The organism is Polaromonas sp., assembly GCF_030689685.1.
Classification (GTDB): Bacteria; Pseudomonadota; Gammaproteobacteria; order Burkholderiales; family Burkholderiaceae_C; genus Polaromonas.
The window spans coordinates 47,129-73,871 of the sequence record NZ_JAUYEY010000004.1 but is presented as its reverse complement, the minus strand read 5'-3'; the positions used below and the strand labels follow the sequence as shown (position 1 = coordinate 73,871).

Annotated in this window: 19 protein-coding genes, 2 tRNA genes and 1 pseudogene; 16 read left to right on the top strand and 6 right to left on the bottom strand. The window is 60.8% G+C overall.

Features of this window, described 5'->3' with window-relative positions:
* The first annotated feature begins 355 nt into the window (after positions 1-355).
* Positions 356-1,761, top strand: a pseudogene (ltrA, locus tag Q8O29_RS00560) (group II intron reverse transcriptase/maturase).
* A gap of 100 nt (positions 1,762-1,861) precedes the next feature.
* Here ltrA and Q8O29_RS00555 read toward each other — a convergent pair.
* Positions 1,862-2,473 carry an outer membrane beta-barrel protein gene (locus tag Q8O29_RS00555; protein WP_305560103.1) on the bottom strand — a complete coding sequence of 204 codons (612 nt, stop codon included), beginning with the start codon at positions 2,471-2,473 and terminating at the stop codon, positions 1,862-1,864.
* A 187-nt stretch (positions 2,474-2,660) separates the two neighbouring features.
* Positions 2,661-3,443 (bottom strand): 3-hydroxybutyrate dehydrogenase, encoded by a 783-nt coding sequence (locus Q8O29_RS00550; protein ID WP_305560102.1) that lies wholly within the window; start codon positions 3,441-3,443, stop codon positions 2,661-2,663.
* 91 nt (positions 3,444-3,534) lie between these two features.
* Here Q8O29_RS00550 and Q8O29_RS00545 point away from each other — a divergent pair, with 91 nt between their 5' ends.
* The 5 genes from Q8O29_RS00545 (at position 3,535) to rimO (ending at position 9,078) form a co-directional block, all read left to right on the top strand.
* Positions 3,535-4,434: an alpha/beta fold hydrolase gene (locus Q8O29_RS00545; RefSeq protein ID WP_305560110.1), complete on the top strand. Its 900-nt coding sequence runs from the start codon at positions 3,535-3,537 to the stop codon at positions 4,432-4,434.
* A 9-nt stretch (positions 4,435-4,443) separates the two neighbouring features.
* Positions 4,444-6,714 (top strand): bifunctional (p)ppGpp synthetase/guanosine-3',5'-bis(diphosphate) 3'-pyrophosphohydrolase, encoded by a 2,271-nt coding sequence (locus Q8O29_RS00540; protein ID WP_305560101.1) that lies wholly within the window; start codon positions 4,444-4,446, stop codon positions 6,712-6,714.
* A 76-nt stretch (positions 6,715-6,790) separates the two neighbouring features.
* A tRNA-Val gene (locus Q8O29_RS00535) sits at positions 6,791-6,867 on the top strand.
* 193 nt (positions 6,868-7,060) lie between these two features.
* Positions 7,061-7,603 carry a polyhydroxyalkanoate synthesis repressor PhaR gene (phaR, locus tag Q8O29_RS00530; protein WP_305560109.1) on the top strand — a complete coding sequence of 181 codons (543 nt, stop codon included), beginning with the start codon at positions 7,061-7,063 and terminating at the stop codon, positions 7,601-7,603.
* A gap of 65 nt (positions 7,604-7,668) precedes the next feature.
* The gene (gene rimO, locus Q8O29_RS00525) at positions 7,669-9,078 is read left to right on the top strand and encodes a 30S ribosomal protein S12 methylthiotransferase RimO (RefSeq protein ID WP_305560100.1); all 1,410 of its coding nucleotides are present in this window, start codon (positions 7,669-7,671) and stop codon (positions 9,076-9,078) included.
* 126 nt (positions 9,079-9,204) lie between these two features.
* Here rimO and Q8O29_RS00520 read toward each other — a convergent pair.
* A tRNA-Leu gene (locus Q8O29_RS00520) sits at positions 9,205-9,289 on the bottom strand.
* A 209-nt stretch (positions 9,290-9,498) separates the two neighbouring features.
* On the opposite strand from Q8O29_RS00520, the gene rnr reads away from it, so the two are divergent.
* The gene (rnr, locus tag Q8O29_RS00515; protein WP_305560108.1) at positions 9,499-11,799 is read left to right on the top strand and encodes a ribonuclease R; all 2,301 of its coding nucleotides are present in this window, start codon (positions 9,499-9,501) and stop codon (positions 11,797-11,799) included.
* Positions 11,800-11,804: 5 nt separating this feature from the next.
* Positions 11,805-12,374, top strand: coding sequence for a YggT family protein (locus Q8O29_RS00510; RefSeq protein ID WP_305560099.1), 570 nt, complete (start codon positions 11,805-11,807; stop codon positions 12,372-12,374).
* Here the strand turns inward: Q8O29_RS00510 and Q8O29_RS00505 are convergent.
* Together Q8O29_RS00505 and Q8O29_RS00500 are read right to left on the bottom strand one after the other, a co-directional pair.
* Positions 12,321-13,898: an NAD(P)H-hydrate dehydratase gene (locus Q8O29_RS00505; RefSeq protein WP_305560098.1), complete on the bottom strand. Its 1,578-nt coding sequence runs from the start codon at positions 13,896-13,898 to the stop codon at positions 12,321-12,323. The two genes, Q8O29_RS00510 and Q8O29_RS00505, sit on opposite strands and share 54 nt — an antisense overlap.
* 384 nt (positions 13,899-14,282) lie before the next feature.
* Positions 14,283-16,169 (bottom strand): 7TM diverse intracellular signaling domain-containing protein, encoded by a 1,887-nt coding sequence (locus Q8O29_RS00500; protein WP_305560097.1) that lies wholly within the window; start codon positions 16,167-16,169, stop codon positions 14,283-14,285.
* Positions 16,170-16,431: 262 nt separating this feature from the next.
* On the opposite strand from Q8O29_RS00500, the gene Q8O29_RS00495 reads away from it, so the two are divergent.
* Together Q8O29_RS00495 and Q8O29_RS00490 are read left to right on the top strand one after the other, a co-directional pair.
* On the top strand, positions 16,432-17,943 hold the full coding sequence (locus Q8O29_RS00495) for a hypothetical protein (RefSeq protein ID WP_305560096.1): 1,512 nt from the start codon (positions 16,432-16,434) through the stop codon (positions 17,941-17,943).
* 147 nt (positions 17,944-18,090) lie between these two features.
* Positions 18,091-20,193: a cyclic nucleotide-binding domain-containing protein gene (locus Q8O29_RS00490; RefSeq protein ID WP_305560095.1), complete on the top strand. Its 2,103-nt coding sequence runs from the start codon at positions 18,091-18,093 to the stop codon at positions 20,191-20,193.
* Between the two features lie 126 nt (positions 20,194-20,319).
* On the opposite strand, the gene Q8O29_RS00485 is transcribed toward Q8O29_RS00490, so the two are convergent.
* Positions 20,320-21,585, bottom strand: coding sequence for a D-amino acid dehydrogenase (locus tag Q8O29_RS00485; protein ID WP_305560094.1), 1,266 nt, complete (start codon positions 21,583-21,585; stop codon positions 20,320-20,322).
* 352 nt (positions 21,586-21,937) lie between these two features.
* Here Q8O29_RS00485 and rpsB point away from each other — a divergent pair, with 352 nt between their 5' ends.
* The 6 genes from rpsB (at position 21,938) to Q8O29_RS00455 (ending at position 26,725) form a co-directional block, all read left to right on the top strand.
* Positions 21,938-22,690, top strand: a complete 753-nt coding sequence (rpsB, locus tag Q8O29_RS00480) for a 30S ribosomal protein S2 (protein WP_305560093.1) — start codon at positions 21,938-21,940, stop codon at positions 22,688-22,690.
* 115 nt (positions 22,691-22,805) lie between these two features.
* Complete coding sequence (gene tsf / locus Q8O29_RS00475) at positions 22,806-23,717, top strand: translation elongation factor Ts (protein ID WP_305560092.1); 912 nt, start codon at positions 22,806-22,808, stop codon at positions 23,715-23,717.
* A 64-nt stretch (positions 23,718-23,781) separates the two neighbouring features.
* Complete coding sequence (pyrH, locus tag Q8O29_RS00470) at positions 23,782-24,492, top strand: UMP kinase (RefSeq protein WP_305560091.1); 711 nt, start codon at positions 23,782-23,784, stop codon at positions 24,490-24,492.
* Positions 24,493-24,558: 66 nt separating this feature from the next.
* Positions 24,559-25,119 carry a ribosome recycling factor gene (gene frr, locus Q8O29_RS00465; protein ID WP_305560090.1) on the top strand — a complete coding sequence of 187 codons (561 nt, stop codon included), beginning with the start codon at positions 24,559-24,561 and terminating at the stop codon, positions 25,117-25,119.
* Between the two features lie 26 nt (positions 25,120-25,145).
* Positions 25,146-25,889, top strand: a complete 744-nt coding sequence (gene uppS / locus Q8O29_RS00460) for a polyprenyl diphosphate synthase (RefSeq protein WP_305560089.1) — start codon at positions 25,146-25,148, stop codon at positions 25,887-25,889.
* Positions 25,889-26,725 carry a phosphatidate cytidylyltransferase gene (locus Q8O29_RS00455; RefSeq protein ID WP_305560088.1) on the top strand — a complete coding sequence of 279 codons (837 nt, stop codon included), beginning with the start codon at positions 25,889-25,891 and terminating at the stop codon, positions 26,723-26,725. Before uppS ends, Q8O29_RS00455 begins: the two co-directional genes overlap by 1 nt.
* Positions 26,726-26,743: the final 18 nt, after the last annotated feature.

Genomic DNA, 26,743 nt, shown 5'->3' with positions numbered 1-26,743 from the left:
GTTGATCACAACGAACGAAGTGAAGCGCAACTGCATGAGGGCGACCGAGTGTGGGAAGGAAGCGTGGAGCATAAATTGCGAGCCGATGGACAAGAACCGGATAGAAGGCGTTGCCAAGCAGGGCGAGCGGGCATGAAACCGCAAAGCTCCCGTGATCAAAGCAAGGCGGCGTAAATCCGGCGGTTGTGTGATGAAGGAGTGCGCTCTTACCTGGGGAGATCGCGCCTCATGCCTGAAAGGGCGAGGGCGCAAGTCGGAGCGAGAAGTCAGCAGAGGTCGTAGTAGCCGTAGGCAACGCTTGTCACAAGCCAAGACCGAAAGCGAAGGGCCAAACGAGAAGGAGTGTTCGATGGCCATGTTGATGTCACAGGCACAGTGTCAGATGCCCGCGCGAGCGGGGCGGATGGGGCAAGCGTACGGTGAAGCCGTGTGTGAACCCGTCAGCGACGAAGCCGGCGGCCCGCGACGTGACACCAAGAGCACAGGGACAGCGCTGCTTGCCAAGCGGCGCTGACGAGAGAGAGAGAGAGAGAGAGAGAGAGAGAGAGAGAGAGAGACAACCTGCAACGCGCGTTCAAGCGGGTGCGGGCCAACAAAGGGGTGGCGGGCGTGGACGGACTGGACACAGACCAGACGGGCCGACATCTGCAAACCGCGTGGCCCGTGATCCGCGAGCAACTGCTGGCAGGAACGTACCGGCCCAGTCCGGTGCGACGGGTGACGATCCCCAAGCCGGATGGGGGCGAGCGTGAGCTGGGCATCCCGACGGTGACGGACCGACTGATCCAGCAGGCGCTGCTACAGGTGCTCCAGCCGATTGTGGACCCCACCTTCAGCGAGCACAGCCATGGCTTTCGGCCGGGACGGCGTGCGCAGGGCGCGGTATTGGCCGCGCAGGCGTATGTTCAGTCTGGTCGGCGCTTCGTGGCGGACGTGGACTTGGAGAAATTCTTTGACCGTGTCAATCACGACATCCTGATTGACCGCCTAAAGAGACGAATCGGTGAAGCTGGAGTGATCCGACTGATCCGGGCCTATCTGAACAGCGGGATCATGAGTGATGGTGTGGTGCAGCAAAGGCATCATGGCACGCCGCAAGGCGGAGCCCTGTCGCCGTTGCTGGCAAATGTATTGCTTGACGAGGTGGACAAGGAGTTGGAGCGGCGGGGCCACTGCTTTGCACGCTACGCCGACGACGGCAACGTGTACGTTCGCAGCCGCCGCGCGGGTGAGCGGGCGATGGCGCTGTTGCGCGGCCTGTACGGCAAGCTCAAACTGACGATCAACGAAGCCAAGAGCGCGGTTGCCAGCGTGTTCAGCCGCAAATTCCTGGGCTACAGCTTCTGGGTGGCACGGGATGGGACGGTCAAACGCAAGGTGGCGAGCAAACCGCTGGCGACGTTCAAGCAGAGGGTTCGGTGGCTGAGGCGCCGCAGTGGCGGACGCAGCATGAGCCAGGTGGTGGAAGGGCTGCGGCCTTACTTGCTAGGCTGGAAGGCGTATTTCGGACTGGCGCAAACGCCTGGAATCTGGCGCGAGCGGGACGGGGGACTGCGCCACCGGCTACGCGCCATTGAGCTCAAGCAGTGGCGGCGCGGCACGACCATCAATCGCGAGCTGCGAGCACTGGGGGCCGCGTCCGGAGTTGCAAGGCGGGTGGCGGCGAACAGCCGCCGCTGGTGGCGCAACAGCGGGAAGCTGCTCAATAGCGTGCTGACCATCGCTTGGTTCGACACGATGGGATTGCCCCGACTCTCATGACCTCAACTTCTCGAACCGCCCGGTGCGGGCCCGCATGCCGGGTGGTGTGGGAGGGGTCCGGTCAGCGATGATCGGCCCCTATCCCGATGGCTGACGGTTTTTAGAAGCGGTACTTCAGACCGACGGTGGTGGCGTTGATATTTTCGCGTCCGGCACCAGCGAATTTGAAATCGTGACGATCCCATTGCAGGACCGCCGACCAGCGCTCGGAGAAATCGTAGCTCACCCCGGCGCCGACGGACAGTCCAAAACCGTCTTCGTTACCGGCAGGGACGCCCGAACCGGGTAGGGACGACACGCTGGTGCGGCCGTAGGTGGTGCCGACCTTGCCAAACAGGCCAAAAGACTGGCTCAGTGGCAGCTTGCCTACCAGGCTCAGATTTACGCCCTGGGCCTTGGTCGTGCCACCGCCGCGGGCGATGTCCCCCATGTTGATGTAACCGAGCTCCAGGCCGAAGTTATTGTTCAGCATGCTGCCGCCATAGATGCTGTAAGCATCATCCTTGTCGCCACAGTTGAAGGCGCCAGTGCCGCAGCCTTGACGATAACTCGATTGCCCGGCGTTGAAACCGATGTACGCACTGTTGGGTGCATACCAGGAGGTGTTACCTGAAGCTGAAGTGTTCGTGGTTTGAGCGCTGACTCCGGACGCAGCAGCGAATGCGGCTACCGCGAAAGCGATGGTGGATAAAGTTTTCTTGGATGGGATCACGATGACTCCTTGTTGGATGACAAACCAGGCCCTAAAAGAGGCGTGGGCACGCTGAATACAAGCACCAATTTAGGGTGGTCTTCAGGAAGTGATGTCAGAACCGCACTGTCCCGTTTGTAGGACAAAGCGAGGAACCCAAGGCATGGGTGAAACCGCCGCGCTATCGGCGGAGGTCGCTGGTGCAGGCCTATTGTGCTGCCCAGCCCCCGTCCATGTTCCAGGCCACGCCGCGCACATTGTTGCCGGCGGGTGAACAGAAAAACACCGCCAGCGCGCCCAGCTCTTCGGGCGTGGTGAACTGCATCGACGGCTCCTTTTCGCCGAGCAATTGGCGAGTCGCCTCGTCGTTGGAGATGTTGCCGGCGGCAGCTTTGGCATCGACCTGTTTTTGTACCAGCGGGGTCAACACCCAACCCGGGCAGATGGCATTGCAGGTGACACCCGTGGTGGCGTTTTCCAGCGCGGTGACCTTGGTCAGGCCGACGATGCCGTGTTTGGCTGCGACATAGGCGGATTTCTCTGCCGAACCGACCAGTCCATGCACTGAGGCCACATTGAGGATACGTCCCCATCCCCTGCCGCCATCAGCAGCCTGCATGGCGGGCAGGGCCCGGCGTGTGGCATGGAAGGCGCTGCTGAGGTTGATGGCGATGACCGCGTCCCAACGCTCGACCGGAAAGTTCTCGATCTTTGCCACATGCTGGATGCCGGCGTTGTTGACAAGGATGTCCACCTGGCCGAACTTCGTGGCCGCAAACGCCATCATGGCTTCGATCTCCGCAGGCTTGCTCATGTCGGCACCGTGGTAGGCCACCTTGACGCCGCAGGCGGCAATTTCCGCCTGCGGTCCGTCGGTATCGCCGAAGCCGTTGAGCACGATATTGGCGCCCTGTTGCGCCAGCGCCCTGGCGATTCCCAGACCGATGCCGCTGGTGGAGCCGGTCACGAGGGCAGTTTTACCTTTGAGCATGAAGTTTTTTCTCCGGATGATTTACGATGCAATCGAAACGCTGAAAAGCGGCTTCGTCAATTATCAAGCTTCCAACCTGGATTCCCGCGCAATGACCGAACCTACGCTGAACTACTTACCCTGTGCCGACGCCGCCGGCGGTCATCGCATGGCGTATTGGCAGTGGGGCGATGCGGAAAATCCGCACGTGGTGGTGTGTGTGCATGGCTTGTCGCGGCAGGGCAGGGATTTTGATGTGCTGGCCGGCTACCTGGCAGATCAGGCGCGTGTGGTATGTCCGGACGTGGCCGGCCGCGGGCAGAGCGACTGGCTCAAGGACCCGATGGCCTACCAGATACCGCAGTACGCCGCCGACATGGTGACGTTGCTGGCCCACTTGAACCACCAAGCACCCGTGACCACGCTGGACTGGGTCGGCACCAGCATGGGCGGGCTGATCGGGATGGCAATTGCCAGCCAGCCCGGCTCGCCCTTGCCTGCGCCGGTGCGCAAGCTGGTGCTCAACGATGTGGGACCGGCCATCGAATGGACGGCCATTCAGCGCATTGCGGCCTATCTCGGCAAGGCCGGGCATTTCGACTCGCTGCAACAAGCTGCCGATGCGATGTGGGCCGTGTCTACGAGTTTCGGCCCGCACACGCCCGAGCAATGGTTGGCTTTGTCGCGACATATGGTCAAGCCCGTGCCGGATGCTGAAGATGGCCGCGTGATGCTGCATTACGACCCGGCGATTGCCGTTGTGGTGCGTGCGGCGACCGAGGAATCTGCACGCCAAGGCGAGGCGATGTTGTGGCAGCTCTACGATCAGATCCAGGCGCCGGTGCTGATCTTGCGTGGTGCCGAGTCGGACCTTCTCAGCCACGATACCGCGCTGGTCATGACCCAGCGGGGACCACGCGGGCGGGTGGTGGAATTTGAAGGCGTGGGGCATGCGCCCACGTTGGTGACGCTGGACCAGGTCAGCACGGTCAGTGATTTTCTTTTTGTCTGAAGCCTCGCCATGAAAAATACCGGGGTCGGGCAGGGTGCCTCGACCGCAATACCCGTTTCACACAGTGTCAACGCGTCCATCGTGACGGCGACTGCGGACAGCCTGTCGGACCAGCCGCATGCCCTGGTACGCGCGCGCGCCTTTGCCGAGCCGTTGATCGCCAGCGAGATGCTGGACACGGGCGAAAACATCCTGGCCCATGCGGACGCGGTGGCGGCGATCCTCAAAACCATAGGCGGCTCTGAGGCGATGCAGGCTGCCACCTACCTGGTGCATGCCTGCGCACACCTGAACAAGCCTCAGGAGGTCATTGCCAAGGCCTTTGGCGCCAACTTCGCAGCACTGGCCATGGAAACCACCAAGCTGGTGAATGTGCAAAAGCAGGCTCGCGCCGCCAATGCCAAGGCGCAACTGACGGAAGACCCTGCCGCGCAAACCGAGAATGTTCGCAAGATGCTGCTGGCGTTTTCGCGTGACTTGCGGGTGGTCATGCTGCGACTGGCATCACGGCTGCAGACCTTGCGCCACTTTGCAACGATTCGCCAACAGCCCCCGCTGGCTGTGGCGCGCGAGTCGCTGCATGTGTTCGCGCCACTGGCCAACCGGCTGGGCATCTGGCAGATCAAATGGGAGATGGAGGACCTGGCCTTCCGTTTTCTCGAACCCGATACCTACAAACAGATCGCGCGCCTGCTGGATGAAAAACGTGCCGAGCGTGAAGGCTTCATGGAGGCCTTGCGCGCTCAGCTTGAGCGCGACCTCAACAGCGGCGGGATTGCAGCGCTGGTTCAGGGTCGGCCCAAACACATCTACAGCATTGTCAAAAAAATGCGCGGCAAGTCGCTGGACTTCGAGCAGGTCTTCGACATCCGCGCCCTGCGCGTGATTGCCGCCGATGTGAAGGGTTGTTATGCGGCGCTCGGTTTCGTGCACGCCAACTTCACGCCGGTGGAAGGGGAGTTCGACGACTACATCGCCAAGCCCAAGTCCAACGGCTATCAGTCGCTGCACACCGTGGTCCGCGACGCGCAACAGCGCGCGGTCGAAATCCAGATACGCATCCAGGCCATGCATGACCATGCCGAACATGGTGTCGCCGCACACTGGGCCTACAAGGAAGCCGGTGCCAAGGGTTACAGCGGTGTTTCGGCCAGTAGCGAGTACGACGCAAAAATTGCCGTGCTGCGTCAGCTTCTGGCCTGGGAACGCGACCTGTCGGGACCGGCATCGGCGAAGGCGCGTGAGTCCAAGCAGGGCCTGTTCGAGGATCGCATCTATGTGCTGACGCCCGATGCGGCCGTGGTCGAGTTGCCCCAGGGCGCGACGGCGCTGGACTTTGCTTACAGCGTGCACACCAGTCTGGGCCACCGCTGCCGCGGCGCAAGGCTGGACGGCGCCATGGTGCCGCTGAACACGCCGCTGCAAAACGGGCAAACCGTCGAGGTGGTGACTGCCAAAGAGGGCGGCCCCTCGCGCGACTGGCTCAATCCCGAGCTGGGCTTCCTGGCGAGCCACCGCGCCAAGTCCAAGGTGCGCGCCTGGTTCAACGCGCAAGCCATGACGCAGACGGTTGCGCGTGGGCGCGAGGCGGTTGAAAAGCTGCTGCAGCGCGAAGGCAAAACCACTATGAAACTGGAGGATGTGGCAGCACAGCTCGGTTTCAAGAGTGCCGAGGATTTGTTCGAGGTGGTCGGCAAGGATGAATTGTCCCTGCGTACCATTGAAAACATGCTCAAGCCGCCGGAGCCCGCGCCGACGCAGGACGATTATGTGCTGGCCAAAAAGGCCAGACCGGACAAGTCCGCAGGCCGCAGCAGCAAGGGTGGTGTGCTGGTGGTGGGCATCGACTCGCTGCTGACGCAACTGGCGAAGTGCTGCAAGCCCGCACCCCCAGACGCCATCCTCGGCTTTGTGACCAAGGGCAAGGGCGTGAGCATCCACCGAAGCGATTGCAGTAATTTTCGCAATATGGCCGGAGGCAGCCCCGATCGCGTGATCGAGGTCGAGTGGAGTCAGTCCAAAAACAGCGGCGGCTCGGTCTACCCGGTCGACGTGACCATCGAGGCCGCCGATCGTCAGGGTTTGCTGCGCGATATTTCGGAGGTGTTTGCCAAAGAAAAAATGAATGTGATCGGTGTGCAGACGCAATCGGTCAAGGACAACCGCGGCGGCACGGCATGGATGACCTTTACGGTGGAGGTGACGGAGTCGGGGCGTCTGAACCAGGTGCTGGCGGTCGTGGCCGAGGTCGCGGGTGTGCGGTCGGCACGAAGGCGCTGACTTTTGCTGACAAATATTTCAGGCAGCCCGAGGACTGTGCTTTGCCCTGCTACAATAACTGAGTCGAACAGTCCTTAGGCGCGTAGCTCAGCTGGTTAGAGCACCACCTTGACATGGTGGGGGTCGTTGGTTCGAGTCCAATCGCGCCTACCAATTCCCTCAATTTTCCTGATTGCTGTGGTCTCCACAGTGCACACAGGGTAAACCAAGAGGATTGTTGGTATGCATACTTCCTAGAATGCAAACCAGACCTGTGCACCAGCACAGGCAGCCATCCCCAGGAGTTCGCGCAGTGCCAAAAAGCAAGCCCACCAGTTCGTCAAAAAATCAGACCACCGAACCGGGGCTGTCGTCGGGCAATGCTGCGGCCGGCAGCGGCAAGGCGGCCAAACCGCGCATCATCAAAAAGTACCCGAACCGCCGTCTCTACGATACCGATACCTCGACCTACATCACGCTGGCCGATGTCAAACAACTGGTGATGGACACGGCTGACTTTGTGGTGCGTGATGCCAAGACCGGCGAGGACCTGACGCGCAGCATCATGTTGCAGATCATTCTGGAAGAAGAGACCGGTGGCGCGCCCATGTTCACCGAGGCGGTGCTGGGCAACATCATCCGTTTTTATGGCAACGCGATGCAGAGTTTCATGGGCAGCTACCTCGAAAAAAATGTTCAATCCTTCATGGACCTGCAGGTCAAGATGTCCGAGCAGTCCAAGGGGCTGACGCCTGAGTTGTGGGCGCAGTTCATCAACGCGCAGTCGCCGATGATGCAGGGCATGATGGGCAGCTATGTCGAGCAGTCCAAAACCGTGTTCACGCAGATGCAGGAACAGATGCAAAAGCAAAGCGAGCAGATGCTGGCTGCCCTCGGCCTGAAGCGCTGACAGTGCCTTGAAGGTGCTTTCCGGCGCCGCGAGTGCGTGACAGTCGGCTCTGAGACAATAGGGGCATGAGCGCTGTCCTTTCTCCCGCACCCTCCATCTCTTCAAACAAGGCTCCGCGCGTCGGTTTTGTCAGCCTCGGTTGTCCCAAGGCCTTGACCGATTCGGAGCTGATCCTCACACAATTGAACGCCGAGGGTTACCAGACCTCCAAAACCTTCGAGGGCGCGGACCTGGTGATTGTCAACACCTGCGGCTTCATCGACGATGCGGTCAAGGAGAGTCTGGACACCATCGGTGAAGCGCTGGCCGAAAACGGCCGGGTGATCGTCACCGGCTGCCTGGGCGCCAAGGCCGGCGACGGCGGTGGCAACCTGGTGCGGCAGATGCACCCCAGCGTGCTGGCCGTGACCGGCCCGCACGCCACCCAGGAGGTGATGGACGCGGTGCACCTGAACCTGCCCAAGCCGCACAACCCGTTTGTGGACCTGGTGCCCAATTCCTTCGGCATTGCAGGTATCAAGCTGACGCCGCGTCACTATGCTTATCTGAAGATCAGCGAAGGCTGCAACCACCGCTGCACCTTTTGCATTATTCCTTCGATGCGCGGCGATCTGGTGTCGCGGCCGATTGGTGATGTGCTGAGCGAGGCACGCGCGCTGTTTGAGGGCGGTGTCAGGGAACTGCTGGTGATCAGCCAGGACACCTCGGCCTATGGGGTGGACGTCAAATACCGCATCGGCTTCTGGGACGGCAAGCCGGTCAAGACCCGCATGCTAGAGCTGGTGCAGACACTCGGAGAGATTGCTGAGCCTTATGGCGCGTGGGTGCGGCTGCATTATGTCTATCCGTATCCCAGTGTGGACCAAGTGATTCCTTTGATGGCCAGCGGCAAGGTGCTGCCTTATCTGGACGTGCCTTTGCAGCACAGCCATCCCGACGTGCTCAAACGCATGAAACGGCCGGCCAGCGGCGAGAAAAATCTGGAGCGCATCGCGCGCTGGCGCGAGATGTGCCCCGAGATCGTGATCCGCAGCACCTTCATCGCCGGTTTTCCTGGTGAGACCGAGGCGGAGTTTGAGCACCTGCTCGATTTTATGCGTGAGGCGAAGATAGACCGGGCGGGTTGCTTTGCCTACAGCCCGGTCGATGGCGCCACGGCCAACGCGCTGCCTGGCATGCTGCCCCTGGAACTGCGCGAAGAGCGCAGGGCGCGTTTCATGGCGGTGGCCGAGGCAGTTTCCAGCCAGAAGCTGCAGCAACGTGTGGGGGCGACCATGCAGGTGCTGGTGGACTCGGCGCCAGGCATGGGCAAAAAAGGTGGCGTGGGCCGCAGTTATGCCGATGCGCCGGAGATTGATGGCGTGGTGAAACTGCTGCCGCCCGAGAAAATCAGCAAGACGCTGAAGGTCGGAGAATTCACGAAGGCCAGGATTGTCGGCACCCAGGGCCATGATCTGGTGGCCGTGCCTGTCTGAGGTGACAGGCGCAAACAGCGCATGGGCCGTGGGCGCAGCGACAGTGCTGCAAGGCCTGAAAAACAAAAAGGCCACTGAATTGGCAGTGGCCTTTTTTGAGCCAGCTTTCGCTGGTTTTGCTGTATCTGGTGCCCGGGAGAGAACTCGAATCTCCACATCTTGCGATACACGGACCTGAACCGTGCGCGTCTACCAATTCCGCCACCCGGGCACAGCCAGCAGTGTACCATTACAGAACGGATTTTCCGGGGGCGAACTTCAAAAAATTTCATTCATGTTGCAGTCTTTTTGGCTGCCCCCACCTAAGGCGGAAGAGGACCGGCAACGGGCGCATTTTTTGCTAATTTCCGACAATTAACCATCTCAAGAAAGAGATCACTTATCAAAACAACTACACAAAATACTGGCCAGGGCGCCGGGCTGCTTGCCGAATTTGAAGGCACCGTTTCGGGCCACCGTGATGGCCACGGTTTTGTTCAGCGCGATGACGGCGAGGCCGACATCTACCTGCCGCCCAACGAAATGCGCGCCGTGCTGCACAAGGACCGCGTCAAGGCGCGCATCGTGCGGCATGACCGCAAGAACCGGCCCGAAGGCCGGGTGACCGAAATCATAGAACGCTCATCCAACCCCATCATCGGCCGGCTGTTGCAGGAAAGCGGCGTCTGGCTGGTGGCGCCTGAAGACAAGCGTTACGGCCAGGACGTGCTGATCCCCAAAGGGGCTACCGGCACCGCCAAGTCCGGCCAGATTGTGGTGGTACAGCTAACGGAGCCGCCGGCGCTGTTCGGCCAGCCGGTCGGACGCGTCAAGGAAGTGCTCGGCGAGATTGACGACCCTGGCATGGAGATCGAAATCGCGGTGCGCAAGTACGGTGTGCCGCACGAGTTCAGTGACGCGGCGCTGGCGCTGGCCCGCACCTTGCCGGACACGGTGCGTCCCGCCGACAAAAAGCACCGTGTTGATCTGAGCGACGTTCCGCTGGTCACCATCGACGGCGAAGACGCACGTGATTTTGACGATGCGGTGTATTGCGAACCAGCCAAGGTTGGTCGCGGCAAGGGCTGGCGCCTGCTGGTGGCGATTGCCGATGTGAGCCACTATGTGGAGACCGGCAGTGCGATTGACGTTGATGCCTACGACCGGGCCACCAGCGTTTATTTTCCGCGTCGCGTGATTCCAATGCTGCCGGAAAAACTCTCCAACGGTCTGTGTTCGCTGAATCCCAATGTCGAGCGTCTGTGCATGGTTTGCGACATGCTGGTCAATGCCAAGGGCGAGGTCCACGCCTACCAGTTTTACCCGGCCGTCATGTTCAGCCATGCACGCTTTACTTACACCGAGGTCGCGGCCATTCTGGCCAATACACGCGGTCCGGAAGCGGCGCAGCGCAAGGCCCTGGTGCCGCACCTGCTGGACCTGCACGATGTCTACCAGGCGCTGCTCAAGGAGCGCAGCGTGCGCGGCGCTGTGGATTTTGAAACCACCGAAACCCAGATCGTCTGTGATGACGCCGGCCGCATCGAAAAAATCGTGCCACGCACGCGCAATGTGGCTCACCGCCTGATCGAGGAGGCCATGCTGGCGGCCAACGTGTGTTCGGCCGACTATATTTCGCAGAGCAAACACGTGGGTCTGTTCCGTGTGCACGAAGGCCCGACGCCTGAGAAAAAGGACATGCTGCGCAACTACCTCAAGGCCATCGGCCTCGGGCTAAGCATCAGCGACGACCCGAGCCCGAGTGAGTTCCAGCAGATAGCGGTGGCCACCAAGGACAGGCCGGACGCACAGCAAATCCATTCCATGCTGTTGCGATCCATGCAGCAGGCGATTTACACGCCGATGAACAACGGCCACTTCGGCCTGGCCTACGAGGCCTACACCCACTTCACCAGTCCGATCCGGCGCTACCCCGACCTGCTGGTGCACCGCGTGATTAAGGCCATCCTGAACCAGACGACTTACCAGTTGCCGTCACTGCCCACGCCTGGCGAAGCCGAGGCCAAGCTGTCCAAGCGGCTGGCCTCGCGGGTCAGCGACCCGACGCAAAAACCGAAAAAGGTCAGCGTGGATCAACTGGCCTGGCTGGCAGCCGGCCTGCATTGCAGCGCCAACGAGCGGCGTGCCGACGAGGCCAGCCGCGACGTGGAAGCCTGGCTCAAGTGCAAGTACATGCGCGAGCATTTGGGCGAGGAGTTCGGCGGTGTGGTGACGGCGGCCACAGGCTTCGGCATCTTTGTCACGCTTGACGCGATGTATGTCGAAGGCCTGGTGCACATCACCGAACTGGGCGGCGAGTATTTCCGTTTTGACGAGGCGCGCCAGGAGCTGCGCGGTGAACGCACCGGCATCCGTTACGCCATCGGCACGCGGGTGCGGGTGCAGGTCAGCCGGGTGGACCTGGACGGGCGCAAGATCGATTTCCGGCTGGTCCGCGAAGGCGAGGAGTTGCTGACCCGTGCCATGAAGGACAAGACCGGCGGACGCAGTACCGACCTGCCCGAGCAGGAGCGCGGCGCAAACCGCAGTGCGGGCGAGGCGCGTGGCGACAATCGTGTGGACAAACGCGCCGACAAGCGAAGCGGGCAGGGCGCTGGTGGACGCGGCAGCAGTGCCGGCGGCAGCCGCGCGTCGGTCTCGCCGATCCAGGCGCTCAAGGCAGCGGTCAAGAAGTCGGCCGGCAGTGCCGGGCGCAAGTCCAGCAAAAAACCGAGGCGCTGAGCGACATGCTGATCCGTATCCTGGCCTTTTTGCTTGAGACGCTGTTTTTTGTGTTGATTGGGGCTACCCTGCTGCGTGCCTGGATGAACTACCTGCGCATCAACATGCGCGCGCAGCCCGGCATCTTCGTGATGGCGGTGAGCGACTGGATCGTCAAGCCCCTGCGGCGTGTGTTGCCCGTAGCCGTGGCGCAATCGCGTGTGGACTGGGCCAGCGTGCTGGCGGCCTTTGTGCTGGCACTGCTGTACGCCTTGCTGGGCGCGCTGCTGATCGGTGCGCTTTCAGGTGGCCTGCAGGCCATGGCGGACCTTAACCTCATGCTGTTGCCGGCGCTGCTGCTGGCTGGGCTGAAGATGCTGCTGCGTGTCGCCCTGCAGGTCGCATTTGTGGCGGTGCTGGCCTTTGCGATCATCTCCTGGGTGCAGCCCGGCTCGGCGATGTATGTCCTGCTGGGCCGTCTGACAGAGCCGCTGCTGGCGCCGCTGCGCCGGGTGATCCCGCAGATTGGCGGTGTGGACCTGTCAGCGCTGGTGCTGCTGTTGCTGCTGCAAATCGGCCTGATGGTTCTTGGCTAGCCGCGAGGCGGTCAGCGCCTGGCCGGGATGCTGCGCCGCCCAGTCGTCCGCAAGCTGGCCGTGCCGGAATACGGCGTTGCTGGCGGCTTCAAGGGCCGGTAGCCCGGCAGCCAGCATGGCGCCCAGCATGCCCGCCAGCACATCGCCGGTTCCGGCCGTGGCCAGGCGCGCATTGCCGGTGGGGTTGATCATCGGGATGGCGCCGGGCGCGGCGATCACAGTGCCCGAGCCCTTGAGCACCACCACACACTGAAACTGTGCGGCCAGCCGGCTTGCCGCTGTCAGGCGATCTGCTTGCACGGCGGCCGTAGTGCTGCCTAGCAGGCGCGCGGCTTCGAGCGGGTGCGGACTCAGGATGGTGTGCCAGCCCCGAGCGGCGCGGGCGCGCATCTGGGTCTGCAACTGCGTGTCGCGTGCGACGGCGTTGAGCCCATCGGCGTCCAGCACCAGGGACTTTGCCTGCGACAGGATTTTTGGCAGCACAGCGGCGACGGCATCGCCACCGCCACAACCGCAAACCACGACTTGATGGGTCAGGTCCAAGGCGTCCGGGCTGCGAAACATCAGCTCTGGCTGCTGCGGGTCCACCGTCAGGCTTGGGCTGCCGAGCAGGGCGACAAACACCCGGCCGGCGCCGGCATGCAGGGCGGCACGCCCGGCCAGCAAAGCGGCGCCGGCCATGTGGGTTATGCCCGCCGACCCGCCGCCGACGATGGCTACATCGCCGAAACTGCCTTTGTGGCTGCTGTGGCTGGCCTGGTCGCGGCCAGTGGTGTCGGCGCGGTCCTGGCCCGCCAACCAGGCGTTTGGCGACATGTCGAGGGGGCCGATGACACCCAAATCGTCCCACCACACCTGCCCGGCCAGGTCACGCCCGGCGCCCGTGAACAAACCCGGCTTCAGGGTCAAAAATGTCAAGGTAAATCGGGCTCCAGCCCTTTGCGGGTGCGCGTGAGCAGCTATTGATTCAATAGCGGATTCGAGCACAAGGTCGGTGCCTGTATCCGCATCGAGCAAGCTCGGAATATCCAGCGCCAGCACGGGTTGCGGGCTGCCGCGCAGCAGTGCCAACCAGTGTGAAAGCGGATCGACGCGGGGGCTTGCGCCCGCGCTGCGTGGCGCAGCCCCTATGCCCAGCAGGGCGTCCAGGGCGAAGTCGAAATCGGCGGGCGGTGTCTGTGAAAACAATACCCCCGCAGCCCGCGCCCTGGCGTGAGAAGCCAGCGCGTCAGCCGGCCCCTGTGTTGCCTGTTGTGTGCCCAGCCAGGTCACGGTCACTTTTTTGCCCCACTGGTGCAGATGCATCGCGGCTTCAAGGCCGTCGCCGCCGTTGTTGCCTGGGCCGCAGGCGACCCAGATGTGCTGCGCATGGGGCGCCAGCGCCAGGTTCAGGCGGGCTGCAGCCAGCCCGGCGCGCTGCATCAGGGCGTGGGCGGGCAGGGTGGCTGCTGCGGCCTGCTCAAAATGCCGCGTGGCGGCAATGCTGTAAAGCGGCAGGCTGAGGGCGCTGGAGACGAGTTGCATGGACTGATTGTGGGGGCATCAGGGGCTTCATGCGCTTCATGCGTTTCAGGCCTTGAGTCGGCTCAGCCCCAGCCCTTCCATGTCGATCTCGGGCGTTCTGGCCGCGATCAGGTCGGCGACGGCGCGCGCGCTGCCGGCTCCATGGCCGTCAGGTCAACGCCGAGGTTATCAACCGACACCTCGACTGCGTAGTCGCCACATCAAAAAGTGGTTGGCTGTGTGCTGTCGTGATTTTTTGCATCAGCCCGTCATGCTGTTTGAAGCACCTGCAGGAATACGCAACACGTGAACGAAATCGATTTTACGGGGGTGCGTTGGCCTGGGGCTGTTTGCTTCGGCGTACCCAGGATATCTATGCGGCAACCGATAAAACTGCGGGCATGCTTAAGCCACAGCAGTAATCTCCTGGGGCCGCCTGGGTATTGCTGGCGCCAAAAGCGTTGTCCCAAGCGGTGTGCCCAGCTCGAAGCACTCAACCGGCTCGTCAAAACCCTTCAAACTCAGCGAGGTCATGGGCTGTACCGAAAGCGTTGTGCTGACGTTTTTCGCGACCACGCTGCATACGATGGTTTGTCCGCCCTGCGCCTGTGAGCAAAGTCGCGCGGCAAGATTGGTCACATTGCCAATGGCGGCATAGTCGCGCCGCCCCTCAAAGCCGATGGCGCCAATAGTGGCCACGCCTTGGGCAATGCCAACGCCCAATGACAGGCTGTAACTGCGCGCCGCCCATGTTTTTTGCAAATCTTCAAAACGCGATTGCATTTCCATGGTCATTCGGCAAGCCTTAACGGCGGGATCCGGGATCTCAACCGGGTCGTTGAAAAATAGCATCATCCCGTCGCCCGCAAATCGCTCCAGGGTAGCACCATGCGACGCGATCAATTCCCCCATGACTGCATGGAACTCGGCCAGCATACGCATGACTTCTTCAGGCCCGTGCTTCAGGGTAAAACTGGTGTAGCCGCGTAAGTCCAGAAAAACCACCACGATCTCGCGCTGATGCGGGCGGTACAAATCCTCGTTGCGTGCCGAGAGCAACTGATTGGCCACGGCGGGGGAAAAGAAACGCCGCAAACGCTCGAGACTATTGACCCGTGAAATTCGTTCAGCAAGCGCCAGTGACAGCAGGATGGCATCCACCAACATGCCAAAGTCAACGGCCCTGAAGGTTGCGAAGGTGTAAGGCAGAATTCCAAGTACCGTCAATGACGTAATGGCGGTACCAATCAGGCCGGCTGCGGTGGCTGCCAGGTAGTACTTGGCAACGCTGTTGCCTTGCTTCATGGAAATAATGCCAAGACCCAGGACGAAGACAGAACAGATGGCGATCCAAGTGACCGCTCCACGCGCATGGACGCCGTAACCAAAGGGAAACGTCGCAAAAAAGTACACAACAAATACGAGCAAAAATTTCTGCCAAACCCCGTATATGCGTGGAAGCTTGTGCTTCAGGTCAAGGAACACACTGGCAAAAACCAGCCCGGACAGTGCAAAGAGGTAAGCAAACAGGGAATGCGCCCAGTTGGACAGCTCGGGCCACTGGCGAAAAATCAGACCGAAGGCGTGCCCGTTGTACACCGAGTGGATTAACAGAAATGCCCCAACATAGGCGCAGTAAGCCAGGTACATCGGCTGGCGCACCGAGAGGTACAGCACAAAGTTGAACGCAATCAGCGCAATCAATGCGCCATAGAAAAAACCAAAAAAGGCCGCTTCCCCAGACGCCAATTGATTCAACGCGCTGCGGTCCAGCAAGGACATGACCAAAAACAATGTATCGCGGCTGGCGACGCGTACGACGAGCGTGCTCTGGCCGGGCGGCAACACCAAATTGAAATTGATCTGTCGGCGCAGCTCTGCGCGCTGCGCAAAAGGCAGGGTGTCGCCGCCGACCTGGGTCTGTAGTTGCCCGCTGGCATCAACTAGCGTGACGTTGACCTCGTCGAGCCAGGTGGGCTCGAACATCAGCAGGCGCTCCAGTGGATTTTTTTCGGTATTGTCCAGCGGAATCACAAACCAATAAGCCGCATCTGTGTAGCCAAAATTAATCGCGCCACCGGCATCTCCTGGCGGCATCGCCAGGGGCGAATTGAGAATTTGCTCGACGGTTTTGTTTTTGTCGGCGTCCTTGACGATGCGCACCCACGGCGTCAAGGCCACTTCAGTTGTGTTTGACGACAATGCGAGCCTTGAATCCTGTGCTGCGGCAGGCAGCGCATAACAGGGTATGGCAAACAGGACGATCCAGAGAAGGCGGGCGTAGTGAGTCATGGGCTTTGAGGGGCGCTCGGTGTGCCTACTTTAATGGCAAAGGCATGAAACAGAAAACGCAATTTCTGACAGCAGGCTGGTGCACCCAAAATCACACCGAATGGCTACTCAGGGTATTCGCTCATGGTGATGGTCGGATTTGCGTGAACACTTCTTCGTGCTCGGCTGCACGGTGTGAGCCGCAGGCTGAAGCGGAAATGAAAATATCTGGCACGAGATGCCAACCGATTCAAAAAGCAAGAATAGAGAGGAAGACTGCGTCATGAAGAAGCCCCAATGGAGCCAGCCCGACCTGGCAGCCGATCAATTTCTCTACCAGCGCAAGGGGCCTTGGCCCCAGCCCAGTCCCTCGTACCCGATGGAGCACGCGCCCGAAATTCTGAATATCCCGCCGGTTGAGACGCTGCTCTGGAATCAGGCTATTGGCTCACGCTACTTCAAGACCTTGACTTTTTACCCCGGTGGGGCGGCGGCCAATGCGGTCGCTGGCAGCCAGCTGCCGATACCGTCGGATGCCGAGTTCGTCCGGATGATGACAAATTCGGTGCATGCGCGGTGTCTGAAAAATGTTGAGGGCAATATTTGGGTGTCACGTTTCTATGCCATGGACTTGATCGCCGACGCGACATTGCAGGGCACCTACTCCTGGCCGGTGAACTGCGTCTTCTCGCGCAACGGTGATCAGTTTTCTTGCGTGAGCATCAATGTGCCAGTCATTGCGCAGCAGCAGCTGGAAGTGCGTCCTGGCGATCCAGCCTGGAATTTGGCCAAGGCTTACGCCCTGCAAGGGGCGTCCTACATCGGCTTGTTTGTGGTACACCCGGCCTTGCATTTCCCGATGGATACGGTCAACGCGATCACCAAGACCGCAGTGCCGCACACTCACCCACTGTTTCAACTGCTGTCTGCTCACAGCAGTTATGCGCTGGCCGTGAATAACGCAGTTCTTGAAACTGAAGATGGTGTGCTCAGTAGCAACCCACCGGGAACCTGGTTTGACCCACTCACGGCCACGGGCTTGGTGATCAAGCGCATGTTTGGCGCGGGCTACGCGGGTCTTCCAGAGCGCCCGGACTTGTATCCGAAATACAACTACATGACCCCCTGGATGGATACCAGCATTGACTACGGTCGTTGTCTAAGTCTTTACTTTGAACCGTTTTTGAGCTTCTGCACCACAGTGGCCTCAGAGATTCTCAAGGCAAGTCCAAATGACACCTACGTGGAACGATGGGCCAACTACATCAGCGCCAATCTCTACGGCTTTCCGGACGGGAAAGAAATTTTCGTACCCGGTGTGCTGGCCAAAGCGCTGGCGATCTATATGTGGGACGTTACGGTGTCGCACGCCGCCGATCACTACAGCTATGCCAATGACATTACGCCCCAAGCACCTGGCCCGGCCGGTACCAATCTGGCGGCCTGGAAATTCCTGCGGCTGCGGGTGCCGCCGCCAAAAGAATTGTCAGATGGTGCTGGCGTGAAGCTGGTGGGTGACGTGTGCGAGCCCGATGATTTGTACCGGGCCGAAATGGCGGAAGAGATGTTCTTCAAAAGCGCGACGATCTGGCCCAACCTTTTCGACACCACTTACGCTTTCACATCGCCGCAGTTGCTGCAGGCTCAACTAAAGTTTCACGCAGATTTGAAAATTATCAGCGGCAAAGTGGCCGCCATCATGCCCAACTTCATGCCGCTTGTAGCGGGAGATCCAGAAGATCCAAAATATTCAGAACGGTATTCACGTACCATTTCTGCCAGCATTCAGTACTAATGCGTGGCAGAAAGTGGCAGTCGCTTTTACCCAAGGCTCACTGTGTGGACTTTGAATTCTGGGATCTGTAAGTGCATCGCAATTGAAGATGCGCTGCGCACTGGTTGAGCAATCTCGCGGCATGAAAAAAGTCGTTGAAATTTCCTGATGTTTAAAACCTTCTTCACGGCGCTTGAAGCCCTCGGCAGTGCCCTTCCCATCACCCTGGGTGCGCTCGGGTTTGTGGCCTACAAAATTGGCCCACAGATGATCGGCCCCTTGATGCTGGCGATGTTTTGTGGGATTGCAGTAACCAATCTGTGCGCTGCCTTCTCACAGCGGCCCCTGACTTATTTCACGCGTTTTTTTGAGGTTTCCCTGCTAATTGGCTTTATTGACAGCTTTGTGCCGCGACTCGAGGCATGGGGTTTGGCAGATACCGCTGTGACCCGCCTGAGCCTGGTGGTGATGGTTTGCATTGGCGCAGCGTTACTGCAACCTGTTTTTTACGCCTTTCGCCTGCAACGCCTGACCCGCTTCATACCGGCGCCCGTGTTTGCTGGGTTCCTCAATGCCACAGCCTTGATTTTGGTGATCAGCCAAGGCAAGCAGATCCTTGCCTTGCTTGCCGGCTCGTTTGAGGGGGCTTGGCCTTCGCTGATGATTGCGGCCATTTGTTTTGCTGTCGCTTATGCTGCGCGCAGTCTCAATCCAAAGCTGCCCGCTGGTGTGTTGGGTTTGGCGGCGGCCAGCTTGGGGGCAATCATTTTGATGCGGCTGGGGTATGCGTTGCCACCCATCCTCTCACCGGACACGCAATGGGTATTGCCCATTGCCTTGATGGACTGGCGCGTTTTAGACCCCGCCCATGGCGCGCTGGGTGCATTGCTGCTGCACACTGCGGTGGCAAGCGCTTTGTTGGGCGTGGTGATTTTTTTGAACACCATCACGGTGGTTGAAACGATTTCACAGGTCGATGACAAGCCGCTGCCAGATACCCGGCAGGTGATGCTTTTGTCCGCAGGAAAAGTCATCAGTGCCTGCCTGGGATCGGTGCCCATGAGTGGCTCCTCGACCCCAGCGTTGGTGACCATGCGAACGGGTGGACTGACCCCCGGATCGCTGATCGTGTTTTCCATTCTGGCACTGCTGTTTTATGGTTTGGACTTTCTGGCCTGGGTGCCTAGCGCAGCGATTATTGGACTGTTGTTGTTTTTAGTCAGGGACTTGGTGGATCCACCCAGCGTGCAGTTGGTCTGGCGCTATGTTTTACAGCCCCGCGCGCGCCAGGCCATGGGTGCGATGCAACGCGAAGATTTGTTGATTGTCGTTTTGGTGACGCTATTGGGTGCGATGGCCAACATGGTGGCTGCCTTAGTGGCGGGCATGGTTTTGGGCTTGGTGTTGTTTGCCAAACGCAACGGTAAAAGCCCCATCAAAGACGTGCACGATGGCAGAGCCTGGCGATCGAACTGCGCGCGCTCTTCCAGCGACACAGCGCTGCTGACCCAGCACGGCGAGCGCATTTTGAGCGTGCGGCTGCAGGGGGCGCTGTATTTTGGTGTAGCACGAACCCTGCGAGCAGAAATTGAAGCGTTGTTGCCGCAAAGCACGCAGCCACAGTGGCTGATTCTGGACTGGCGTGCCGTGGCCTCGCATGACACTACGCTGGCGCTCATGCTCGATCGCTTTGAGAAGTCTGTAGCCTTGCGTGGCGTGAGCGTGTTCCACTGTGCCCGACCGGGCCACGCAGATGGTTTTTCCGATCTGGATCGCGCTTTGGAAGTTTGCGAAAACCAACTGCTTGACGAACAGCGCCCGCGCACGGACGCCTTCGAAAGCGATGCTTTCCACTTGAATGCGTTGCTTGTCGATCTTGACTCGACCGCACAAACCCTGCTCAGGGGTTGTTTTGAGCGGCGCGACTACACCGCAGGTGACCATGTGCTGAAAGTGGGGGAAAAAACACGCGACTTGCACGTGATAGCCAGCGGCCGCGCTGATGTGTTGATTCACGGCGGAACGATTCGCTTGGCGGGGGTCAATGCAGGTGCTATTTTGGGTGAAATGGGGTTTTTAGATGGCTCGCCCCGCGCCGCCGATGTGGTGGCTGTTGAGTCGCTGGTCTCTCTCACCTTGAGTCGCGAAAGATTTGACACGCTCAGCCAGCAGCATCCTGAGGTGGCGCAGCAAATCCTGCAAATTCTATGCAAAGAATTGGCCAACCGGTTGCGGTTCTTGCATCAGCTCATTTCGCGTGAGCGTGCCTGAATGCCCAATTACCGTAATGCAATCGTGCGGCAATCTAGTAGTGCGCAACCCGTTTTATTGAACACGCGGTGCGGTGAATATTGAAACGCGAAACATGCAACAAGGCGTGGCATCAACAAGCTTGGCTCAAGATTCACTTAACCGTGCAATGCCCAAGCCTTCCATGTCTATGTCGGCAGCCTTGCCTGCCATCACGTCCGCCAGCGCCCGCGCGCTGCCGCAGCTCAGCGCCCAGCCGCTGGAACCGTGCCCCAGGTTCAGCCACAGGCCGGGCAGGCCGCTGGCGCCGATGATGGGCGGGCCGTCCGGCAGCATGGGGCGGGCGCCTTTCCATTCCTGCACGCTGGCGCCTGTGTTTGAAGTGTGGGCCGCGCCCGGGAACCAGTCCTGCAGCACCTTGTACAGCGTCTGCACCGAGGCCGCGCGTTTTTTGTCGGGGTTGCCGCCGATTTCGGCGCTGCCGGCCACGCGCACGCGGTTGCCCAAGCGCGAGATGGCGACCTTGTAGCGTTCGTCCATCAGCGCGCTGCGCGGCGCATTCAGCGGCTCGCGAATCGGGGCGCTGATTGAGTAGCCGTATATCGCCGCCAGTGGAATTTTTATGCCCAACGGCCTGAGCAACCGTGCCGACGCCAATCCGGCGCACAGCACGACGGCGTCGAAGCTGCGTGGTTGAGTTTCCCCTGCTATCAAAAAAGTAGCTGGTTGTGCCCGGTCCATATGGGCTACCGCCTTGTTGAACTCAAAATTTACACCCAGGCGTTGGGCTTCGGTTTTCAGCAGCAGCGCGAACTGGCGGCAATTCGCGACCTCGTCATCGGGCAGGTGCACCGCGCCCAGCAAGGTCGTGTCCGGGTTGAGCGCCGGCTCGATTTTGCGTGCCTCGTCGCTGCCGACCTGCCGGAAGCTCACACCGGCGTCGCGCAGCACCTGCAGGCCGGGCTCGATCATGCGGGCATCGGCTTCCGTACGCAGCAGCACCAGGTAGCCGGGGCTGCGGTCGTACTCGAGCTGCCGGTCGGCGGTGATCTGGTGCAGGCGTTCCCGGCTGTAAAACGCCAGGCGCTGCAGCCGGGCGCGGTTGGCCAGGTAGGTCTCCAGTTTGCAGGCGCGCCACCATTTCAAGATCCAGGCCAGCTCGCTGCCTGACAGCGGCAGGCTCAGGGTGACCGGGGCGTGGCGGCTCAACAGGTGGCTGAGCACTTTGCGCGGCATGCCAGGGGCTGCCCAGGGCGTGACGTAACCGGGCGCGACCACGCCGGCGTTGGCGAAGCTGCCTTCTTCCGCAGCCGCGCCGCGGCGCTCGAACACCGTGACTTCATGGCCGTCCAGGGCCAGTTCCCAGGCGGAGGTGATGCCGATGATGCCGGCGCCTATGACGGCGACTTTCATGGCCTGACCCGGTGTAAACCGGGGGAAATCGAGGGGATCAGGGGAAAAGGCATGGTTTCCTGGGTAAATCGGGTCGTAGCCCATGTCAGGCGGACATGGGTAGCTATCATTTTTATAGTGTGGATGAGGCGGGCGGGACGGTGGCTTGGGTGGGCGCCCCAATTTGGCGGGTGATCAGGCCAGTCCGGCCCAGTGGCAGGATGTTATACTCAGCGAGTTGTACGAGAGGCCGTCCGGCCCTTCGCGCAATAAATCGCAAATCAGCCATTCAAGGTGTTGCCTGCGGGACTTATGCAAATGAGCTCTCCAGGCGATAAGCGCTGATTTTAGACACAACCTTTGGAGTATCTCTATGTCAACAAGCATGCGTGAAATGCTGGAAGCTGGCGTCCATTTCGGCCACCAAACCCGCTTCTGGAACCCGAAGATGGCCCCGTATATTTTCGGCCATCGCAACCGTATTCACATCATCAACCTCGAAAAATCGTTGCCGATGTTCGAGGACGCGATGAAGTTCGCCAAGCAGCTCTCCGCCAACCGCGGCACCATCCTGATGGTCGGCACCAAGCGCCAGGCCCGCGAGCTGGTCTCTGCGGAAGCCAAACGCGCCGGCGTGCCCTTTGTCGACCAGCGCTGGCTGGGCGGCATGCTGACCAATTTCAAGACGGTCAAGACCTCGATCAAGCGCCTCAAGGAAATGAAGGCCCAGCAGGAAGTCGGCCTCGACTCCCTGAGCAAGAAAGAGCAGCTAACCTTCAAGCGCGAAATGGAAAAGCTGGAAAAAGACATCGGCGGCATTCAGGACATGAATGCACTGCCGGACGCGATTTTCGTGATCGACGTGGGTTTCCACAAAATCGCCATCCTCGAAGCCAAGAAGCTGGGTATCCCGCTGATCGGCGTGGTGGACTCCAACCACTCACCCATCGGCATCGACTACGTGATTCCCGGCAACGATGACTCGTCCAAGGCTGTGGCCCTGTACGCACGCGGCATCGCCGACGCGATCATCGAAGGCCGTGCCAGCGCCGGCAATGAAGTCGTCAAGATGGTTTCTGCTGAAAGCACCGACGAATTCGTCGAAGTGGAAAACGCCGCTACCTGATCGGTCCGGCCCTGCGCCTGACGCGAAAAAGGGGCTCGCGTAGCCCCTTTTTCACAGCCTTGTCCAAAGGCCCCTGTATTTATTTGAAGTCAACACGACACACGGAGAACCGAAGATGGCAATCACAGCAAGCATGGTCGCAGAACTGCGCGCAAAAACCGACGCCCCGATGATGGAGTGCAAGAAAGCACTGACCGAAGCCGAAGGCAACTTCGAAAAAGCCGAGGAAATCCTGCGCGTCAAGCTGGGCAACAAGGCAGGCAAGGCCGCTTCCCGCATTACCGCTGAAGGCGTGATCGCCTACCACAGCGAAGGCGGCATCGGCGCGCTGGTCGAGATCAACTGTGAAACCGACTTCGTCACCAAGAACGACAGCTTCCTGGCCTTCACCGATGCGGTCGCCAAGGGCATCGTCACGAACAAGCCGACCGACCTGGCCGCTGTCGGCGCCATGCCCCTGAGCCTGGACGGTTTTGGCCCGACGGTGGAAGACGTACGCAAGGGCCTGATCGGCAAGATTGGCGAGAACATGTCTGTGCGCCGCTTCCAGCGTTTCGAAAGCGGCAAGCTCGCTTCCTACCTGCACGGCACACGCATCGGCGTGGTGGTCGAGTTTGACGGCGACGAAACTGCCGCCAAGGATGTGGCCATGCACGTGGCGGCCATGAAGCCGGTGTCGCTGTCCAGCGACCAGGTGCCGGCCGAACTGGTGGCGCGTGAGCGTTCGGTGGCCGCCGCCAAGGCCGCTGAAGATGCGTCCGTGGCAACAGCCGCCGGCAAGCCGGTGCAGTCGCCTGAAATTGTTGCCAAGCGTATCGAAGGCGGCGTGCAGAAATACCTCAAGGAAGTCAGCCTGCACAACCAGTCCTTCGTGAAGAATGACAAGCAGACCGTCGAGCAGATGCTCAAGGAAAAAGGCACGAGCGTGCAGTCTTTCACGCTGTACGTCGTCGGCGAAGGCATCGAGAAAAAGGTCGACGATTTTGCCGCTGAAGTGGCCGCACAAGTGGCTGCTGCCAAGGGCTGATCAGCCCCCATTGACCCGGAAGGCCGCTAAACTTACGCCCATAAAAACGACAGGAACTTCCCTCATGCCAGCCTACAAGCGAATCTTGTTGAAACTTTCAGGTGAAGCCTTGATGGGAGACGATGCCTTCGGCATCAACCGCGCGACGATTGTGCGCATGGTTGAGGAAATTGCCGAAGTCACGCGCCTGGGTGTGGAAGTTGCCGTCGTGATCGGCGGCGGCAATATTTTTCGCGGTGTGGCAGGCGGCTCGGTCGGCATGGACCGGGCCACCGCCGACTACATGGGCATGCTGGCCACGGTGATGAATGCGCTGGCCCTGGGCGATACCATGGACAAGGCTGGCCTCACGCCGCGCGTCATGTCGGCCATCGGCATCGAGCGTATCGTTGAGCCCTACGTTCGGCCCAAGGCACTGCAATACCTGGAGGAAGGCAAGGTGGTGATTTTTGCGGCCGGCACCGGCAATCCGTTTTTCACGACCGATACTGCCGCTGCCCTGCGCGGCGCCGAAATCGGCGCGGAAATCGTGCTCAAGGCCACCAAGGTCGATGGTGTCTACAGCGCCGATCCGAAAAAAGATCCGACGGCGACGCGTTACACCAACATCACCTTCGACGAGGCCATTGGCAAGAACCTGGAAGTGATGGATGCCACCGCCTTCGCGCTGTGCCGCGACCAGAAGCTGCCGATCAAGATTTTCAGCATTTTCAAGCACGGCGCCCTCAAGCGCGTGGTGCAGGGCGAGGACGAGGGAACCCTGGTTCACGTCTGAGGCTTCGCGGCCGCTGCAGGCCCATCGCAACTTTTGCAAAAACAAGATCCATCCGGAGATTCCATCATGAGCATTGTTGATATCAAGAGCAGCACCGAGCAGAAAATGCAGCAGTCGCTGGACTCCTTCAAACAGGCGTTGACCAAGATTCGCACCGGCCGTGCCAATCCCGGCCTGCTGGACAGCGTCCAGGTCGATTACTACGGCGCCATGGTGCCCATCAGCCAGGTCGCCAACGTCTCGCTGCTTGATGCACGCACCATCAGCGTGTCCCCCTGGGAAAAAGGCATGAGCGCCAAGATTGAAAAAGCCATCCGCGATTCCGACCTCGGGCTTAATCCCGCTGCGCAGGGCGACTTGATCCGGGTGCCGATGCCGGCCATGACTGAAGAGCGCCGCAAGGAGCTGACCAAAGTCGTGCGGGGAGAGGGCGAACACGCCAAGGTCGCGATTCGCAACCTGCGCCGCGACGCCAACGACGGCGTCAAAAAGCTCGTCAAGGACAAGCTGGCATCGGAAGATGACGAGCGCCGCGCGCATGACGACGTGCAAAAGTCTACCGACCGGTTCATTGCGGATGTCGACAAGCTGGTCGCCGCCAAAGAACAAGACATCATGGCGGTCTGATCAGCGCCCCGGCGTTGATTGCTGACATGGTCACCTCCAGCCCCTCACCGGTTCCCCACCACGTTGCCATCGTCATGGACGGCAACGGCCGCTGGGCGACCAAACGTTTCCTGCCGCGTGTGGCCGGCCACCAACAGGGCGTGGGCGCCTTGAGCCGTTGTGTCAAGGCTTGCATGGCCCGCGGCATCAGCGTGCTGACGGTGTTTGCTTTTTCATCCGAAAATTGGAACCGTCCTGCGGAGGAAGTTTCGGGCCTGATGGAACTGCTGGCGCTGTCGCTGGCGCGCGAGGTGCCGTCCCTCAAGGCCAACGGCGTGCAGCTACATTTTGTGGGCGAACGCCAGCAACTCTCCGAGAAGGTCAGGGCCGGGCTGGCCCAGGCCGAGGCGACGACGGCAGACAACAGCCGCCTGGTTCTCAACGTGTGTTTCAACTACGGCGGACGCTGGGACATTGCCCAGGCTGCCCGCAAGCTGGCCGCCAGCGGCCAGGAGATCACCGAGATGGCGCTGGACCGCGCGCTGGCGCTGGCCCACGTACCAGACCCGGACCTGCTGATCCGCACCGGCGGTGAGCTGCGCATCAGCAACTTCCTGCTCTGGCAGGTGGCGTATTCCGAGCTGCATTTTTCAGACAAACTTTGGCCTGATTTCGACGATACCGCGCTGGATGAAGCGATCGCGGTGTACGCCAGCCGTGAGCGGCGCTTCGGCAAGACGTCCGGCCAGCTTGTGCCTGGCACCCAACCCTCTACCGTGAAAGTCGCCTGATGCTTAAGCAACGCGTGATCACCGCTATCGTGCTGCTGGCCATCCTGCTGCCGGCGCTTTTTTCCCCGACACCCATTCCGTTTGGTGCTGTCGCCGTGGTGCTGATTGCCGCCGGCGCGTGGGAGTGGGGCCGCCTGAACGGCTACGGACCCATCGCCTCGCTGGTGGTCGGTTTCGCCTGTGTGGTGTTGTGCGCCATGTCCTGGGACCTTGGCATGCTGGAGGAGCCTTTGCCGCTGCTATGGCGTCTGGCGGGCGCGGCCTGGGTACTGGTCGGCGCCTGGCTGCTGCGCAGCGGCGTGGCTGGCTGGCCGCGCATTCCGCGAGCTGTCCGACTGGTGGTGGGCGTGCTGGCGCTGTGGCTGGCCTGGCTGGCGGTGGCGCAGGCGCGCTTCATCGGCATCGAGTTCCTGCTGTCGCTGCTGCTGCTGGTCTGGGTCGCCGATATCGGCGCCTATTTTGCTGGCAAGGGCCTGGGCGGACGTTTCAGCAAGGGCAAGCTTGCGCCGGCCATCAGTCCGGGCAAGAGCTGGGAGGGCGTCTGGGGCGGCATGCTGGGGGTGCTGGTACTGTGTATCGCCTGGGTGGCGCTGGACACCACCGGGAACAGCCTCTACGCGCGGCTGGCCGCGCAATACGGCCTGCCGGTGACCTTGCTGGCCATGATTTTTCTGGCCGCCTTCAGCGTGGTCGGCGACCTGGTCGAGTCCCTGGTCAAGCGCAGTGCCGGCGCCAAGGATTCCAGCGGCCTGCTGCCCGGCCATGGCGGCGTGCTGGACCGGGTCGATGCGCTGGTGCCGGTGCTGCCGCTGGCCCTCATGCTTGTCACAGTCTGACATGGCCCCCACGCTTGT